This is a genomic window from Paenibacillus sp. PsM32 (assembly GCF_030433815.1).
Classification (GTDB): domain Bacteria; phylum Bacillota; class Bacilli; order Paenibacillales; family Paenibacillaceae; genus Saccharibacillus; species Saccharibacillus kyungheensis.
In genome coordinates this window covers 1101536-1119647 of the sequence record NZ_JARUWY010000001.1, presented here as the reverse complement: position 1 = coordinate 1119647, position 18112 = coordinate 1101536, and the positions used below count along the sequence as shown (strand labels likewise).

15 protein-coding genes are annotated in these 18112 nt (G+C 40.0%); 11 read left to right on the top strand and 4 right to left on the bottom strand.

The window, feature by feature from the left end; all coding sequences use genetic code 11:
* The first annotated feature begins 178 nt into the window (after positions 1-178).
* The 6 genes from nirB to QCD85_RS04965 all read left to right on the top strand — a co-directional run bounded on the left by nirB (position 179) and on the right by QCD85_RS04965 (position 7467).
* Complete coding sequence (nirB, locus tag QCD85_RS04990) at positions 179-2599, top strand: nitrite reductase large subunit NirB (protein WP_301261821.1); 2421 nt, start codon at positions 179-181, stop codon at positions 2597-2599.
* 15 nt (positions 2600-2614) lie between these two features.
* Positions 2615-2941: a nitrite reductase small subunit NirD gene (gene nirD, locus QCD85_RS04985; protein ID WP_301261820.1), complete on the top strand. Its 327-nt coding sequence runs from the start codon at positions 2615-2617 to the stop codon at positions 2939-2941.
* Between the two features lie 222 nt (positions 2942-3163).
* Positions 3164-4846: an alpha-keto acid decarboxylase family protein gene (locus QCD85_RS04980; RefSeq protein ID WP_301261819.1), complete on the top strand. Its 1683-nt coding sequence runs from the start codon at positions 3164-3166 to the stop codon at positions 4844-4846.
* 280 nt (positions 4847-5126) lie between these two features.
* Positions 5127-5882: a methionine ABC transporter ATP-binding protein gene (locus tag QCD85_RS04975; RefSeq protein ID WP_301261818.1), complete on the top strand. Its 756-nt coding sequence runs from the start codon at positions 5127-5129 to the stop codon at positions 5880-5882.
* Complete coding sequence (locus QCD85_RS04970) at positions 5882-6562, top strand: methionine ABC transporter permease (protein WP_301261817.1); 681 nt, start codon at positions 5882-5884, stop codon at positions 6560-6562. The genes QCD85_RS04975 and QCD85_RS04970 overlap by 1 nt, the downstream gene beginning before the upstream one ends.
* A 44-nt stretch (positions 6563-6606) precedes the next feature.
* Positions 6607-7467 carry a MetQ/NlpA family ABC transporter substrate-binding protein gene (locus tag QCD85_RS04965; protein WP_273615018.1) on the top strand — a complete coding sequence of 287 codons (861 nt, stop codon included), beginning with the start codon at positions 6607-6609 and terminating at the stop codon, positions 7465-7467.
* Between the two features lie 49 nt (positions 7468-7516).
* On the opposite strand, the gene QCD85_RS04960 is transcribed toward QCD85_RS04965, so the two are convergent.
* The gene (locus QCD85_RS04960; RefSeq protein WP_301261816.1) at positions 7517-8479 is read right to left on the bottom strand and encodes a DMT family transporter; all 963 of its coding nucleotides are present in this window, start codon (positions 8477-8479) and stop codon (positions 7517-7519) included.
* Between the two features lie 163 nt (positions 8480-8642).
* Between QCD85_RS04960 and QCD85_RS04955 the strand changes: the two genes are divergently transcribed.
* The 5 genes from QCD85_RS04955 (at position 8643) to QCD85_RS04935 (ending at position 15234) form a co-directional block, all read left to right on the top strand.
* A complete protein-coding gene (locus tag QCD85_RS04955) occupies positions 8643-9521 on the top strand; it encodes a LysR family transcriptional regulator (protein ID WP_301261815.1) in 879 nt (292 codons plus the stop codon).
* Between the two features lie 181 nt (positions 9522-9702).
* Positions 9703-11109, top strand: coding sequence for an NAD-dependent malic enzyme (locus QCD85_RS04950; RefSeq protein WP_301261814.1), 1407 nt, complete (start codon positions 9703-9705; stop codon positions 11107-11109).
* Positions 11110-11262: 153 nt separating this feature from the next.
* A complete protein-coding gene (locus tag QCD85_RS04945) occupies positions 11263-12159 on the top strand; it encodes an AraC family transcriptional regulator (RefSeq protein WP_273616236.1) in 897 nt (298 codons plus the stop codon).
* Between the two features lie 241 nt (positions 12160-12400).
* A complete protein-coding gene (locus QCD85_RS04940; protein ID WP_301261813.1) occupies positions 12401-13909 on the top strand; it encodes an alpha-glucosidase/alpha-galactosidase in 1509 nt (502 codons plus the stop codon).
* A gap of 326 nt (positions 13910-14235) precedes the next feature.
* Positions 14236-15234 carry a Gfo/Idh/MocA family protein gene (locus QCD85_RS04935; RefSeq protein ID WP_301261812.1) on the top strand — a complete coding sequence of 333 codons (999 nt, stop codon included), beginning with the start codon at positions 14236-14238 and terminating at the stop codon, positions 15232-15234.
* A 120-nt stretch (positions 15235-15354) separates the two neighbouring features.
* Here QCD85_RS04935 and QCD85_RS04930 read toward each other — a convergent pair whose 3' ends face one another.
* The 3 genes from QCD85_RS04930 to QCD85_RS04920 form a co-directional block, all read right to left on the bottom strand.
* Complete coding sequence (locus QCD85_RS04930; protein ID WP_301261811.1) at positions 15355-16464, bottom strand: hypothetical protein; 1110 nt, start codon at positions 16462-16464, stop codon at positions 15355-15357.
* Between the two features lies 1 nt (position 16465).
* Positions 16466-17053, bottom strand: a complete 588-nt coding sequence (locus tag QCD85_RS04925; protein ID WP_301261810.1) for a sigma-70 family RNA polymerase sigma factor — start codon at positions 17051-17053, stop codon at positions 16466-16468.
* A gap of 117 nt (positions 17054-17170) precedes the next feature.
* Complete coding sequence (locus QCD85_RS04920) at positions 17171-18097, bottom strand: dipeptidase (RefSeq protein ID WP_301261809.1); 927 nt, start codon at positions 18095-18097, stop codon at positions 17171-17173.
* Between the last annotated feature and the right edge of the window lie 15 nt (positions 18098-18112).

Below are 18112 nucleotides of genomic sequence, written 5' to 3'. Positions count from 1 at the left end.
GTGCTTTATGTTAATTTTTACAAAGTTACAATGTAGTGATTTGGATCACTACATGTACTCGATAAGATCAATATACTGAATATAATTAATAAATTTTAGATATTAAAGATTGTTTATATATAACATACTCATGGCATAAACCACATACAGGTACGTATTCAAAAAAGGGGGATTTGATATGACAACAACAAGAGAACGACTGATTCTAATCGGTAACGGGATGGCAGGGGTTGCAACGTTAGAACAAATTATCAAATTAGGCGGACAATACGATATTACGGTATTCGGTAGCGAGCCACATCCAAACTACAATCGGATCATGTTGTCTTATGTACTGGAAGGTACGCAGACGATTGACGATATTATTTTGAATAGTCATGAATGGTATGAGCAAAATCAAATTACATTGCATACAGGTACAACAGTCACTAGGATTGATGCCGAGCAACAACTGATCTATACCGATAATGGCATGACAGTTCCTTATGACAAAGTGATTATCGCGACAGGATCACAATCGTTTATTTTGCCTATACCGGGTCATGATAAGCAAGGGGTTGTCGGTTTCCGTGATATTGCCGATTGTCATCAAATGATCGATGCCGCGGCACATTACCCGCAAGCCGCAGTGATTGGTGGAGGATTGTTAGGCTTAGAAGCAGCTAAAGGATTGGTTAGTCTAGGAATGGATGTTACTGTTGTTCATTTGATGGATGATCTGATGGAACGTCAACTCGATTCTGTAGCCGCATCGATGTTACGCAAAGAATTAGAACGTCAAGGAATCAAATTCCTGATGGGCACCCAGACTGTAGAGTTGCTAGGTGGAGAGCGAGTAGAACAATTATTGTTCAAAGATGGTACAACATTGCCTGCTCAATTCGTAGTGATGGCAGCTGGAATCAAGCCGAATATTGCTGTAGCTATACAAAGTGATATTAAGACAGGTCGGGGCATTATCGTTAATGACTATTTGCAGACATCGGTAGATCATATTTATGCGGTCGGTGAATGTGTACAACATAGAGAAAACTGTTATGGATTAGTTGCGCCTTTATTTGAACAAGGTATGATTTTGGCGAAATATTTATGTGGTATCGATACCCAGCCGTATGAAGGTTCTGTCGTATCAACCAAGCTCAAAATTTCAGGTGTCGATGTATTTTCCGCAGGCGTATTTATTGAAAATGAACACCAATCAGTGATTACAGCACGTGATGATTGGAAACGTACGTATAAAAAAATCATTTTAGAAGATCAGACAATTGTCGGTGCTGTTCTATTCGGCGATATTACAGATGCAGCTCCATTGCAAAAATTAATTCGTGATAGCGCACCGATGACCGATGAATTATATGCAGAATTGATGGGTACAGGCGGATGCAATCATAGCAAAAAGAAATCGTCGATCGATACGATGGCAGATAGCGAAATTGTCTGTGGTTGTAACGGTGTAACCAAGCTTGATATTGTAAGTGCTATTCAAGAAAAAGGATTAACTACTGTCGATGAGATCAAAGCATGTACAGGAGCTAGTCGTTCATGTGGTGGTTGTAAGCCGGTTGTAGAACAGATTCTACAGTATGTATTAGGTGATGGAGCGACTATTGGAGCCAGTCAAGGAATGTGTAGCTGTACACCTCTTAGTCGTGATGAAGTCGTAGCAGGTATCCAAGCAAAAGGTCTTAAAACGATCAAAGAAGTCATGAATGTACTGGAATGGAAACAACCTGAAGGCTGTTCAAAATGTCGTCCTGCGATCAACTACTATCTAGGTATGCTTGATCCAGAACAATATCAAGATGAGAAATCGTCCCGTTTTGTCAATGAACGGATGAACGCTAATATTCAAAAAGATGGTACGTATACAGTAGTTCCTCGTATGTATGGCGGAGTCACTACACCGGAAGAGTTAAAACGGATCGCAGATGTATCGGTCAAATATAATGTACAAGCAGTCAAAATGACCGGCGGACAACGGATCGACTTGATCGGTGTAGTCAAAGAAGATTTGCCAAAAGTGTGGGAAGAATTAGATATGCCTTCTGGTTACGCGTATGCCAAATCATTACGAACAGTCAAAACATGTGTAGGCGCTCAATATTGCCGCTTTGGTACACAGGATTCGATGGGGATGGGAGCAGATCTAGAACGTCGTTTTGAACGCTTGGATTTCCCTGCCAAATTCAAAATGGCAGTTAACGGTTGTCCTCGTAACTGTGCAGAATCATGTACCAAAGATATCGGTATTGTCGGCAATGATGGGGGCTGGGAAATCTTTATCGGTGGTAACGGAGGAATCAAAGCTCGTCTGGCAGATTCGTTATGCAAAGTCAAAACGGATCAAGAATTGATTGATCTATGCGGAGCGATTATTCAGTATTACCGCGAAACAGGTAAATATTTAGAAAGAACATCTGAATGGGTAGAGCGTATCGGCTTACCTACTATCTATGAAGCTGTAGTGAACAATGTAGAGAATCGCCAGCAATTAATCGAACGTGTGAATCTTGCGCTTGCTCAGGTGGAAGATCCGTGGCAAAAAGTGATTAACGATACTGCTACTCGTGAAGCTCTTTTTCATAAAATGGAAGTCTAAAGGAGAAAAAGTATAATGAATAACACTTACACATTTTATCCAATCGGATCAATCGATCAATTTTTGCCACAGATCGGACGAGTTGTACAATTGCAACAGGTAGAGCTAGCGATTTTCCGTACCTCGAATGAAGAAGTATTTGCCCTTGAAAATAAAAGCCCTCATCCGAAAGGTGGGCCGATTGCAGAAGGAATCGTATCCGGGCATATCTTGTATGATCCGCTGTATGATTGGCAGATTGATCTACGAACAGGAAGTGTACAAGCACCGGACGAAGGACAGGTAACAGTATTTCCTACCAAACTAGAAGCAGGTAAAGTATGGGTGCAGTACTCCTATTAATTCGGTCATCAGCATATGAGTAACAAAAGAAGTCTCTAGCATATAGAGGCTTCTTTTTGGTGTCTTATTATAGGAAAAAAGAGAACTATCCAAAGAAATTATCAGAAAATGGAAGTCATTTTTTCAGAATAGGGTAATGTCTTTAGAGCAAGACTTAGAATATGACCAGAGTACAACGGCAAATTATGCGTAATCAATAGCAATACACAGGAGGAAAATATAATGTCAGTAACCAATATTACGTTAGGTCAATATATGTTAGATTGTCTCAAGCGCGAAGGATTAACCGAAGTGTTCGGTATCCCTGGTGACTATAATTTTACATTGTTAGATACGTTAGAAGAATATGAAGGGCTTGAATTTATCACCGGACGCAATGAGTTAAATGCTGGATATGCCGCAGATAGTTACGCTAGAATCAAAGGTCTATCTGCACTGATTACAACATTTGGTGTCGGAGAAATGAGCGCATGTAATGCTATTGCTGGTGCTTACAGCGAAAGTGTACCAATTATTCATATTGTAGGTGCTCCCAAATCTCAAGCACAACAAGATCATCAATTGATGCATCATAGTTTACTGGATGGCAATTACGATGTGTTCCGTCAAGCATATGAGCCGATTACAGCGTATAATGCAGTGATCACACCAGAGAATGCAATGATCGAGATACCTCAAGCTATTCATACTGCGAAAACAACCAAGAAGCCGGTCTATCTAGTAGTTGCTTTGGATCATGTGTTAGAACCGATTACAACGCATATTGAGCCTTCTTTTCAAACATCGACTCATTCCAATTCGCTTCAAGCAGCCATAAAGCATGCAGAGCAGTTAATCCAATCCTCTAACAATGGTGTTTTATTATCTGATAGCCCTGTTCTTCGTTACCAGTTGCAATTAGCGGTACAACAAGTAGCAGAGAATCTGAATATACCTGCGGCTTCGATGATGATGGGGAAAAGTGGATTCGATGAACGGCATCCGCATTATATCGGTATGTATGGAGGCACATTCGGTAGTGAAGAAGTACGTAGTACGATAGAAAATGCAGATTTTGTAATTGCGGCAGGCTTAATCTGGTCAGACCTCAATACAGCCAATTTTACAGCTGAATTGGATTTCCAAAAAGTTATTAATATTCAACCGGATCAAGTCAAAATTGGCGAGTCTGTGTATCCTAATATTGTTGCAAAAGATATGCTAGAAGCGCTTGCTCAACTGGATTGGAGAAGTCAGGCAGAGATTAATGTTACAGAATTTCCATATGATACAGAACAGTTATTATCTGCGGACAAAGACCAACCGTTACAAGCAGGCAATTACTACCCGCGTTTTCAACAGTTATTAGCGGCAAATGATATCGTAATTGCAGAGACGGGTACATTTACGTATGGGATTTCTCAGCTTCAATTGCCAGAAGGAGCAACGTATATCGGGCAAGCAGGCTGGCAAAGTATCGGTTATGCTACTCCAGCGGCATTTGGCGCATGTATAGCGGCTCCTCAGCGTCGGGTGTTGTTATTTACAGGAGACGGTTCATTACAATTAACGGTTCAAGAGATTAGCTCAATGTTAGAACAAGGATGCAAACCGATTATTTTCGTTCTCAACAACAAAGGTTATACGATTGAAAAGTATCTGAATGTCAAAGTAGATATAGATAAGCAAGTATACAATGATATTCCTAGATGGCACTATACCAAATTAATCGAAGCGTTCGGTGGAGATGCGTATACAATGCAAGTGCATACCAATCAACAACTAGATCAAGCCATTCAAGAAGCAGAACAACAACAGAATCAAAAGCTATGCTTGATTGAAATGATGATTGAAGATCCAATGGATGCACCGAAATATCTACGCAAAACGCGCGAATTTTTACAAAAACAAGAACAGCAACAATAATATCTAGAGTCACAATAAATATCTCTAGCGATAAAATATGTTCAATATAGCGATACTAACATCTTCTCTATGTATAGAGAGGATGTTTTTTTGTCTAAATAAAGCAGAATAGGAGAACAAATGAATATTTAATGATCTTATTGAGAAAAATAGTGACACAGCATATAACATTCCTTATAATATAGCAGAAGTATCGAGTATAACAGCTTCTCTATAGTTGTATTACACTTTGAATCAAAAGTTCTCATCGGACCGGCTATGAGATGAGGAGGGGACGACGATGATTTCGCTGGAAAGCGTGAGCAAATATTTTGGCAAGATGGGGAACAGTAATGCCGCAGTGCAAGAGGTGAGTCTGCATATCGAACGTGGAACGATTCATGGCATTATTGGAAGCAGTGGAGCAGGAAAATCTACATTGCTTCGTATGATGAATGTATTAGAACGTCCTGATCGAGGTGTAGTTACTGTGAACGGTAAGCGTTTAACTACAATGACAGATCATCAATTGCGCCTAGCCAGACAACAGATTGGTATGGTATTTCAGCAATTCAATCTGGTTCACAATCGAACCGTGAGCAAAAATATCGAAATTCCGCTTGAACTTGCTGGCGTACCGAAGTCGCAAAGGCAACAACGTGTGTACGAATGTCTGGAACTGGTAGGCTTATTAGATAAAGGCAGTGATTATCCTGCACAGCTCAGTGGCGGACAGAAACAGCGTGTCGGGATTGCCAGAGCGATTGCTAATCATCCGCAAGTGCTACTGTGTGATGAACCTACATCTGCTCTTGATCCCAAAACAACTTCCGGTATTCTGGATGTGCTCAGACAGATTAATCAGCAATTAGGCGTAACGATAGTGATTGTCACCCATGAGATGGATGTGGTACGTAGTCTATGTGATACGGTGTCTGTGATGGAAAATGGGATCATCACCGAAAGCTTTTCACGTGCGCAAGATGGCTTTACAGCATCTCCTGCCTATACTTTATCTTATCGTGAGCAATTGCTCGGGTATAAGGAGGGGAACTAATGGATCAAGATCGTACTTTTAGCGAAATGCTTGATCTATATCAATCACAGATTTGGTCAGCGATCGGTGAAACGTTCTCTATGGTAGGCATTTCATTATTAGCCGCGGTACTGTTTGGTTTACCGTTAGGAACGATGTTGTATTTATGCAAAAAAGGGCAGTTATACGAAAATACGTATGTAGCAGCCGTACTGAATACACTGGTCAATGTGATTCGTTCGTTTCCATTTTTGCTACTGGTCGTGTTTTTGATTCCTTTTACACGTCTGGTAGTAGGCACAGCGATTGGAACAGAAGCGGCTTCTGTACCGTTATCAATTATAGCGATTGCTTATTATTCACGTTTAGTTGAACAGTCTTTATTGGATGTACCACGAGGGGTTGTTGAATCTGCACAATCCATGGGTGCATCGAGATGGCAGATCATTTTTAAATTTTTATATGTAGAAGCACGATCAGGTCTGGTACTGGGACTGACCACTTCAACGATTAGCTTTATTTCATATTCTACTGTTGTCGGTATTGTTGGCGGTGGTGGGATTGGAGATTTTGCGATTCGTTACGGGTATCAGCGGTTTGAGACTGATGTGATGGTCTATATGATTATTTTGATGATTATTTTGGTACAGGCTGTACAGTTTGTAGGAAGTACGATTGCTAGAGTATTGGATAAACGCTAGATGATATTTGGATATTATACATGTAATGGAGGCTAACTTTAACTATGAACAACGTGTTAACGACTCGCAAATCAATCATGATCTTGATGTTCGCTATGATGCTTTTATTAGCAGCATGTGGTCAGAAGCAAGAAACAACAACGACATCTAACGATGCGGCTACAGCTACAGAAGGTACGTCTACAGAAACGACACTCAAAATTGCAACTTTGATTCCACCAATGACTGAAATTTTGGACGTTGTCAAACCATTGCTTAAAGAAGATGGTATTAATCTTGATGTGATCGTATTGTCTGATAATATTCAGCCTAATGACGCTTTAGCTAATAAAGAAGTCGATGCTAACTTTTTCCAACATGCTCCTTATATGAAGCAATACAATGAAAGTAAAGGTGCAAATCTAGTCGCGATTCAACCTATTTATAATGCGATCTATGGTGCATATTCTAAAAATTATAAAGACATCAACGCTTTACCCGAAGGAGCAACAATCGCGATAGCAAATGATCCTTCAAATATCGGTCGTTCATTACAGATGTTTGCTCAAGCGGGTATGATTACACTCAAAGATGGTGTTGGCATGAACGCAATTCAAGCCGATATTACATCCAATCCCAAAAACTTTAAATTCAAAGAAGTCGATCTATTGATGTTAGCACGTATGTATGATGAAGCAGATCTAGTCGCAATGACGCCTGCTTATGCGAAGCCTCTGAACTTGACGCCTGTCAAAGACGCATTGGTTACCGAGAAAGAAGATTCTACATTTGCAATTAATCTAGTAGCTCGTGAAGATAACAAAGATTCAGAAGCGATTCAGAAATTGAAAGCACGTATGGCAGGGCCTGAAGTGAAGAAATTTTTGCAAGAGAAATATGCAGATATCGCTGTACCTGCTTTTTAAGCATATGTAGGAATGATTAAGATAACTAGAAAGAACCTGTATCGCTCTATCAAGAGAGATGTACAGGTTCTTTTTTGGTTAACTCTGAATGATGAGTGTCTGTTTGTTGAATAGCTTGTGGTAAACGTTCTATATTATGTTTCTTTTTTGTTTTCCAATACGGTCTCCATGTCCATTCCGAGACGACTACACCGAGCAGAACAACGCCAGCACCGATATATCCTTGAATAGATAACACTTCATGTTCAAAAAGAAAAGCGAATAAAGCGGCAAAAACAGGCTCCATACAAAAAATCAGCCCGGTACGTGTAGGTGTAGTGTACTTTTGCGCGACAGGTTGAATAATAAAACCAAAAGCACTGCATACTACACTCAAAGCCAACACAGCGATCCAACCATTAAGCGTATAAGGAAGATGTGGCGATTCGAATATAAATGAAAAGATCAATCCATACAATCCAGCAAATCCAAGCTGACAAATACCTAGATTCAGTGTACTGCGTACAATCTTAGCGGCAGCACTGGTAAGCAAAATATACACAGCATAGCAGATCGATGCCAAAATGCACAAAAGATCACCGGAATGAATACCGAGAGGGCCACTTAATGTCAGTAGTCCTATACCGACAATCGCAAGCAATACGCCTGCGGTCTGAGTCATACGTAGTTTCTTTTTAAATACAATAAAATGAATTAGCGGGACAAAAATAACGGTAAGACTGACTAGAAATCCAGCATTGGAAGTGGTAGTCGTTTTGAGTCCAAACATAATAAATACAAATACAGCAAACAAAGCAAGTCCGATTAGCGCACTGTATCCAAGTGTAGTCCAATCGATCCGGCGTAAATGATTAAAAAATAAAATGCCTGTCAAAATAAAAGCTAATCCAAAACGAAGAGCAATTAGATTGTATTCGGATAAAGAACCTAGCCCCATTTTCATAAATAAATACGATGATCCCCAGCATAACGTCACTAGTAAAATCAACAAGTCTGCTCTGGACTGCTTCACAATGTCCCACCTTCAAAATAACGTATTATCAAAATGTTCCAAATTCAGTATAGTAAGATTATATCCCCAAGTACACTGAATGTTTGTTATGGATCACATGAGTAAAACTAATGGATATTGGAGACTACACCAAGAGCGGAAAATAAGGGAAGAAGGCGCACCAATGAGTATTCACAAATTTGAAGTGTTACTAAAAGTCGTTGAGCTAGGAAGTCTTACGAGAGCGGCAGAAGTGCTAGGATTTACACAATCCGGTGTAAGCCATATTATACATAGTTTGGAGACTGAATTTGGCTTTCCGTTATTGTTACGAGATCGTTCAGGTGTAAGGTTAACGGTTAATGGAGAACAGGTATTACAACCGATTACCGAAATTATGAATTGGAATGAGCAATTGAAACAGACAGTAACATCGATTCATGGACTGGAATCAGGTACTATTCGGATGGGTACATTTACCAGCGTATCGGTGCATTGGCTTCCAGGAATGATTAAATATTTTCAACAAGAGTATCCCAATATCCAATTCAAATTAGTCGAAGGAGATTATCAAGAAATCGAAGACTGGATCTCTAATGGACAGATCGACTGTGGATTTATTACGATTCCTAGTCAGGCTTCATTTGAAGTGATTCCATTAAAACAAGATCGGATGTTAGCGATTGTTGCGCTAGATCATCCACTCAGTCATCTGGAGACTTTTCCATTAGAACAGATTGCGAATGAACCGTTTATTATGCCGCGCGAAGGATCAGATTACGATGTGAGACGGTTATTATCACGCTTTGCGATTACACCGGATATCAAATTTTCGGTCGGAGATGATTATGCGATTATTGCGATGGTCGAAAATAGTCTGGGAATTAGCATTTTGCCAGAGCTTGTTTTACAAGGACGGGATCATAAAGTAAAAATGTTAGAACTGGAATATCCGAGTTACCGTTCATTAGGATTAGCTGTACATTCCATGAAACAAGCTTCACCAGCGACCAAGCGATTTTTGGAGTATATACGAGAATGGATAAGACGTGAAGAAAGCTAAATCAAGCTGATCAGTACATCATTATTCCTACCTAATCACAGATGAATAATGAGCGATAGAAACTGGAAGTTTTTTACCTGTAAACTGTGCTATAATAAGTCCGAACTTTATAATGTAAGCGTTATCTAAAAAGAATGAATAGTGCAAAATCATCTTACCCACATTATTAGGAGGTATCCTTATGGCGCTCGGAACAAGTATGATCATTCGTCTGGAAATGGATAAAAAACAAGTTACATTTGGTGAAGTGGCTGCTGCGATTAGTGATGCCGGTGGAGACGTTGTAGCAATTGACGTTATTCATGCTAGCCCTGAAAGTACAACTCGCGATTTGACGGTTAATCTACCGGAGACAGTTAGAGAAAGTATTCTCAAGTCGGTTGGAGAACTAAGTGGTGTTAAAGTAGTCAACGTATCTGACCGTACGTTCCTTGCGCATTTAGGCGGTAAAATCGAAGTTCAACCTAAATTTCCGGTTAAAAACCGTGAAGATTTATCTCATGTCTATACACCGGGCGTTGCCAAAGTATGTATGGCAATACACGAAGATAAACAAAAAGCGTTTTCACTAACGATCAAACGGAATATGATCGCTGTTGTATCTGACGGTACGGCTGTACTAGGGCTTGGCGATATTGGGCCTGAAGCCGCTATGCCTGTTATGGAAGGTAAAGCGATGTTATTTAAACAGTTGGGCGGCGTAGATGCTTTTCCAATCTGTCTGGATACCAAAGATACCGAAGAAATTATCAATGCGATTAAATGGATGGCTCCTTCTTTTGGAGGAATCAACCTGGAAGATATTGCGTCACCTCGTTGTTTTGAAATTGAACGTCGTTTGACAGAAGAACTAGATATCCCTGTATTCCACGATGATCAGCATGGTACAGCAGTAGTCGTTCTTGCAGGTCTATTAAATGCGCTACGAATTGTAGATAAACCGCTAGAAAATGCCAAAATTGTACTGCTTGGGGTAGGCGCAGCCGGATCAGCTTGTATCAAAATGTTATTGTCAGCAGGCGCTCATAATGTGATCGCTGTTGATCAATGTGGTGCGTTGGTATCAGGTGAAGAATATCCGCATGATATGTGGAACTGGATCGCAGAACATACGAATCCTAATCAAGAACGTGGAGGACTGACCGAAGTGATTCAAGGAGCGGATGTATTTATCGGTGTATCCCGTCCTGGATTGCTAACTGTTGAACATATTCAATCGATGGCAGAAGATCGGATTGTTTTTGCAATGGCGAATCCCAATCCTGAGATTGAACCTGAACTGGCTGAGCCACATGTACGTGTATTAGCGACAGGACGAAGCGATTATCCGAACCAAATTAATAATGTTTTGTGCTTCCCGGGTATTTTTCGTGGTGCGCTAGATTGCCGGGCAAGTGTAATTAATGAAGAAATGAAAGTAGCGGCAGCGAAAGCGATCGCTTCTGTTGTAAAAGAAGATGAATTGAATGAACTATATATTATTCCTGGGGTATTTAATGAAAAAGTAGTCGAGTATGTTCGTCGTGGAGTGGTAGAAGCCGCTATCCGTACTGGAGTAGCACGTCGTACACCACCAGAATTCCGTTAAGATATTTGCTCAAGTGAGGAGGAAAGAACAACAATGCCACCGATGGAGCACAAGTCAGAGCGACCTTTTGCCAATCCGTTGACTCAGCCGATTCAGTCTTATCGTGATGCAGATTCGTATACACAGGGGACAGGGAGTCTATTCGGTCAACGCATGATGGAAGAACCGTATCGTCCTGAATTTTATGCGTATTATTACAAGCAATGGCATAACTACAGTATGGCGTATCATCAACATCCATCGACTGAAATTATGTATATGATCTCTGGACATTGCTTGATCGAATTGCAGGTACAGTCAGATACAAGCCAATCTCCAGTATCTGAGACTACAGTTCAAGTGCAATTGAAAAAAGGTCAGTTTATTGTCATCGATGCGAATGTTCCTCACCGTCTGATCGTTGAAGGAGAATCTCCTTGTCGGATGCTTAATGTAGAATTTGGCTTTGCTTCATCATCATTGCCTCTTCCTTCTCTATTTCAGATGGCTGGCGAAGAAGTAGCACTCGCTGAATTGTTATCTCAACCTCAGCATTACTTTGTGCTGTCTGATCCAGAAGAAGTCTATTATGTACTGAAGTCATTGGTATTGGAGCTGGATCAACAACATCGCTCCGGTACGATGGCGGATTTATTATTTATTCAGTTATTGGTTCGTATAGCCCGCTTGTGGCAGGAGACACAGATCAATAGTACATCGCAGACAGAATGGTATGTGAAGCGTAGTATTCAATATATTCATCAAAATTATGATCGTCCGATTCGTGTTGAACATATTGCTTCTGCGGTGAATGTTCATCCCGGCTATCTTCATCGTATTTTCAAAAAGCATATGAATACTACACCTACCGATTACTTAACCCGCTTACGAATGGAAAAGGCAGGAATGCTTTTAGGGCAGACCGATATTCCGATTCAAGAAATTGCTGATTATATCGGTGTGAGTAGCAGACAATATTTTCATTTGCTTTTCAAAAAGCATACCGGACAGACTCCTGCGGAATACCGCGGGAATGTGGTTCGTTATGATCGGCAATATGTTGAAGAATAGCTACACTTGAAGTCTCAAGTGCTTATAATAAGATATTTTGCTTAGCAAAAATCACTTTTGATTGACATGCAGTCGCACTTGAAGTCTCAAGTGCTTAAGTTAGGATATTAGACAACAAATCGACAAAGTAGTCACGATCTTGGTAACGCTTCCTTGTACAACCACGCTACAATAAAAGCATAATCAACCCTTTGGATAGGTAAGCGCTAGTAGAGCGTATTTTAGAATGGAGGATATGTATATGTCTTTTAAAGTAGCTTTTGTAGGAGCAGGAAGTATAGGATTTACGCGCGGGTTGTTACGCGATTTGTTAACTGTTGCCGAGTTCCATAATATTGAGATTGCTTTTACCGATATCAGTCAACACAATCTCGATATGGTGACTCAGTTATGTCAGCGTGATATCACTGAAAATGGGTTATCGATTCAGATTCAAGCGACAACAGATCGACGTGCTGCCCTGCAAGATGCCAAGTATGTATTGTGTACAATTCGTGTAGGTGGACTGGAAGCTTTTGCAACCGATGTCGATATTCCACTCAAATATGGAGTCGATCAATGTGTCGGCGATACGTTATGTGCAGGTGGGATTATGTACGGACAGCGTGGCATAGCTGAAATGCTAAACATTTGCAAAGATATCCGCGAAGTTTCGAAGCCAGATGTACTCTTACTTAATTATTCTAATCCAATGGCAATGATGACATGGGCGTGCAACGTCTATGGTGGAGTCCATACTGTCGGTCTATGTCATGGAGTACAGCATGGCCATCACCAGATCGCTGAAGTCTACGGTCTGGAGAAGAAAGATGTAGATATCGTCTGTGCAGGTATCAATCATCAGACATGGTATATTCAAGCGTCTCATCAAGGGAAAGATTTAACCGCAGGGCTTTTAGAAGCATTTGAAAATCATGAAGAATACAGCCGTACTGAGAAAGTACGCATCGATATGATGCGCCGCTTCGGTTATTACAGTACAGAGTCGAACGGGCATTTAAGTGAATATGTACCCTGGTATCGCAAGCGTCCTCAAGAAATCGGTGAATGGATCGATCTCAACAACTGGATCAATGGAGAGACAGGTGGGTATTTGCGTGTATGTACCGAAGGACGTAATTGGTTTGAGACTGATTTCCCTAACTGGATGAAAGATGAACCAATGAAATTTGCACCGGAAAAGCGTGGTGAAGAGCATGGTTCGTATATTATTGAAGGTTTGGAGACAGGACGTGTCTATCGCGGGCATTTCAATGTAATTAACAATGGTGTGATTGCTAATCTACCCGATGATGCGATTATCGAAGCTCCGGGTTATGTAGATCGAAATGGGATTTCTATGCCACATGTAGGGAATCTACCTCTAGGTCCTGCGGCTGTCTGTAACGTCAGTATTTCAGTACAACGTCTAGCTGTTGAAGCGGCGATTACAGGAGATGATTTGCTTCTGCGTCAAGCTTTTATGATGGACCCGTTAGTAGGCGCTGTCTGCAATCCCAAAGAAATCTGGCAAATGGTCGATGAAATGCTGGTAGCTGGAGAAGCATGGTTACCTCAATACACAGATGCAATTGTTGCTGCCAAAGAAAGACTGGCTTCAGATCACCTGATTCCGACTCGTGAGTATGCAGGAGCCGCTCGTCTAAAAGTCAAAACAGTTGCTGAGATGCAAGAAGATCGAGATGCCGCCAACAAAAATGCAGGTGAATCTGACAAAGGCAAAGATCGGGAAAAAGTTCAACAATCGTAGAGCGCAAAATCAATAACATCTGATATCTGAATAACCATCTATCTTGATCATAATCAATCAAGTCAATAGACGATATCTTCACAGGTGAAAAAGCAGAATAGTTCTGTTTTTTCACCTTTTTCTTTGTAATATCCATCTATATCCAATTTCGAATGTTCTATTAAGCGAGTAATTCATGTTACAACAAATATCTGTTATAAAAGGTCAGAATACTGCTATACTTCGCAAATCTGAACTTGTACGCTTAATATAACCTATTATTGGGGAAGTATTAGAATAACGAACTACTGCAAAAGGCAACATCAACTGATAGGAGGAATTGTTATATGTCTACATCGAACGAAGGTAAGTTGAAATGGGGAATTATCGGTACAGGAATGATCTCTAACAAATTTGTCGCTGATCTAGGACACACATCTAACGGTATCGCTTATGCTGTGGGTTCACGTAATCAGGAAAGTGCTGATGAATTTGCAGGTAAATATAATATTCCCAAAGCTTATGATAGCTATGACAAATTGTTGCAAGATCCTGACGTAGATGTGATCTATGTAGGTACTCCGCATCCTTTACATAAGATTAATGTTATCGATGCTTTGAATGCAGGCAAGCATGTATTGTGCGAAAAACCATTTACGATGAATGCGGCTGAATTAGAAGAAATGATCGCTGTAGCCCGCGAGAAAAAATTGTTCTTGATGGAAGCGATGTGGACACGCTTTTTACCACCGATTCGTCGTGTACGTGAATGGATTAGAGATGGCAAGATCGGCGAAGTACGTCTGGTCAAAGCTGAATTTGGTTTCCGTATGGGCTGGGACCCGGAACACCGTCTGCTGAATCCAGAATTGGGCGGAGGCGCATTGCTAGATGCAGGTATCTATCCGGTATCGTTTGCTTCGATGATCTTTGGAGCGAAGCCTGAGAAAGTATACAGTACTGCAAGTATTGGCGAGACAGGAGTCGATGAACAGTTCTCGATCTTGCTTGCTTATGAAGGTGGACGTTCAGCGACATTGAATGGTGCGATTCGTGTAGACTTACCGAATGAAGCCTATATTCACGGAACAGAAGGTTATATTCGTATTCCACAATTTCTGTTCAGCCGCGAGGCTTCTTTATATGTTAACAATGAAGAAGTCGAGAAATTCGAAGATGATCGTCCAAGTGAAGGATATGCTTTTGAAGCCGAAGAAGTCGGTCGTTTGATCCAAGCAGGAGAACTGGAAAGTGAAGTTATCTCACTGGAAGAATCTCTAGATATTATGCGTCTACTCGATCAAATCCGCGGACAATGGGGACTCAAGTATTCGTTTGAAGATTAATACAGTATTTTAGAGCAATATCAGTACTTTTGATATCACATGAGCTAACATATAAGAAACAACTATAAAGACAAAAAACTCACCATTGCGATAATAGCAATCTGGTGAGTTTTTGTTTTATTATTTGATACTTTCTGCCATTTGAACTAATTCTTCTTTAGTGATCTGTGGTGTGTTCGAACTTAGTGTATACATTATAGATTGATGAGTTTTTTCATTATATTCACTCCAGGTCAAATACTGAGAAAATTCTTCAAACTCTTTATTCTCTCCTATGGTAGGAGTACGTTGTATTTTACTATATATCATATTTCCTTTGCTTGACGAAATAGTAGATTGACTGGTATCACTAGGATCTACTATATCAATTTTATTATTTCCAGTTGTATTAGTTGCGACAATAGAGTAATTTAATCTGATCTCATAATTAGAATTAGCTTGCTGATGATTGTAATATAACATCGGTGTTTTGTATCTTTTTACAATTGGTCGATCATCAATCATCCATGCGTAATCAGCGGTCGGATTTTCAACTTTATTGGCAAGTAAACCTTTGATCATTTTAATTTGGCGATGTTTATCATTCTCATAAGCACCCTCATACGTATAGTCATCTGTTCCGTAAGAAAAAGTATATCCTTGAGGCAATTCATGTGGTACAGCTACTTGATGAATAACAGCTCCAATCTTTTTTTTCCATTCTGTTAACGTGTCATAACGATGAGGTTGCTTCACTTTAATTACAGGACCATATTCAAGTGGAGTTACTTTAGTGCTATACACATATGCTGCTTCTCCAGGAGCAAGCTTTGCCCGAACTTGGTTAATAATACTCATTATTTCTTTACCTTCTTCTAAAGTTACATCATATTTAGTATCTGTTGTATAACTAAGCAAGGTATGTCCTGTAGTAATGGAATACACCATATTAGAAGCATAGACACCACTACTTAAAACAAGGATACAAAGTATAGTTGCTATAGCTGAAAGCCATTTGTGACGTTTGAAAAAATTAAATTTCTTATTCTTGTTCTTATTGGTATTAAATTTTGGAGTCATATTCTTAGAAAATGGATCGTTAGATTTATTCAAAGATTGTGCATAATCATCATAGAGCTGTTCAATACGATGATCTAGCTGTGGTGGAGAAGAGATCAATAAACTTTGTTTTTGAATATCTTTTTTTAATTGTTGTGTGTATTCAGCTTCAGACATCGGTAATTTACTCATATTAATTCTCCTTTCTGAGCAAAGGGGAGTGGGACAGGGGCAAGACATCGACATACTTTCGTAATTGCTGGATGGCTTTGTGATGACGTGACTTCGCTGTGCCAAGTGGTATTTCTAACACATCTGCGATTTGCTGAAATGAATACTCTTGATAATACCTTAGTAAAACGACACTTTTGAGCTTAAACGGCAGTTTCTGTACAATCTGAAGTACTTCATGTTGCTCTTCATGTTGAAGTAAGGTTATATCTGCACTATCTGCTAGATTTTTACTATGTACAGCTTCATCCTTGGTTTTGGTCTGTAAGCGAAATTTACGCCATAGGGTACGATTCCAGTTACGCGTTTGGAAAACAATCAATCCATTTAGCCATGCCGTAAATGGTTTTTGCACATCATAATTAGCTAAAGAACGAAATAGAGCAATATACACCTCACTGACCACATCATTTGTATCATTGCGATCATTGACTAGAAAAGTAACCATGCGGTAAATATGATCTTTATACTGACTATACATTCTGGTAAACGCTTCTTTATCTCCTTGTTGAACTTGTTGCAGACAGCTTTGTAATTCTTCCTCAGACATCTTTGTGTGCACCTCCTTGATGTTATTTATACTATAGATTGGTTGGATGCTCGCCAAAGGTTCATTTTTGATCAATATCATATTCTACATAAAGAAAAGAGGCTTAGATCAGCCTCTTTATCGCGGTACATAATTCATAAAATTTTGATAAGCAAATCCTTTGACTTGCTCTTCGCTATAATGCTTCAACAGCTCATTAATTAGATTCTGGCTTTGCCCGGCATGTTCTAAGCCTTGAATATGATACATGATTCCATCAAAGTCTGATCCGAGTCCAATCAACTTTTCTCCACCTAATGAACAGAAATGATCGATATGGTGGATCAGTTCAGGGATCGTTACAATCTCCTGCTCACTTATAAAATATGGACAATAGACGACATGAATCATAGCCTGTTTGGCAAATAAGGCACTGGCTTGATCGTTTTTCAGATTACGAGGATTCTCAAATATCTGGCTAGCGTTGGAATGACTGGCTATCGGATAATCGGCAATCTCGATCACATCCCAGAAAGCACGTTCACACAAATGACTGACATCGGATAAAATCTTATATTTATTATTGAGCTGAATCAATTCTCTACCAAATGCAGTCAGTCCCGCTCCCCGCTTCTCCAGTGCACCGTCTGCCGCCAGATTAGCATAATTCCATGTTAACCCTACCGAAAGAACACCCAATCGATACAACAGATTCATTTTGTGCAGATCGTTTCCGATCGGATCGACTCCTTCTAAAGTTAGAAAAGCACCAATCTGATCATCTTGCAATTGTTCTATCTGCGACCATTGCGTAATATGCACCATCTGTGGATTTTTTTCCAACACTTCGGTATAAAAATAATGAATCTGATCAAGGCAGGATTGGAATTTCTCAGGATCTCTAAGTTCAGGATCTACAAAGACAGCGAATCCTTGTACTTTGACTTGCCCTTCAATTAGACGCTCAAGATTAGTATCCAGTTCAGGCGAATCAGCAAAATTTAATTTTCCTTTGGCTTCCCCAAATTTATACAAAACATCACAATGCAAATCAATAATGTTCATCATCAACATCCTTTG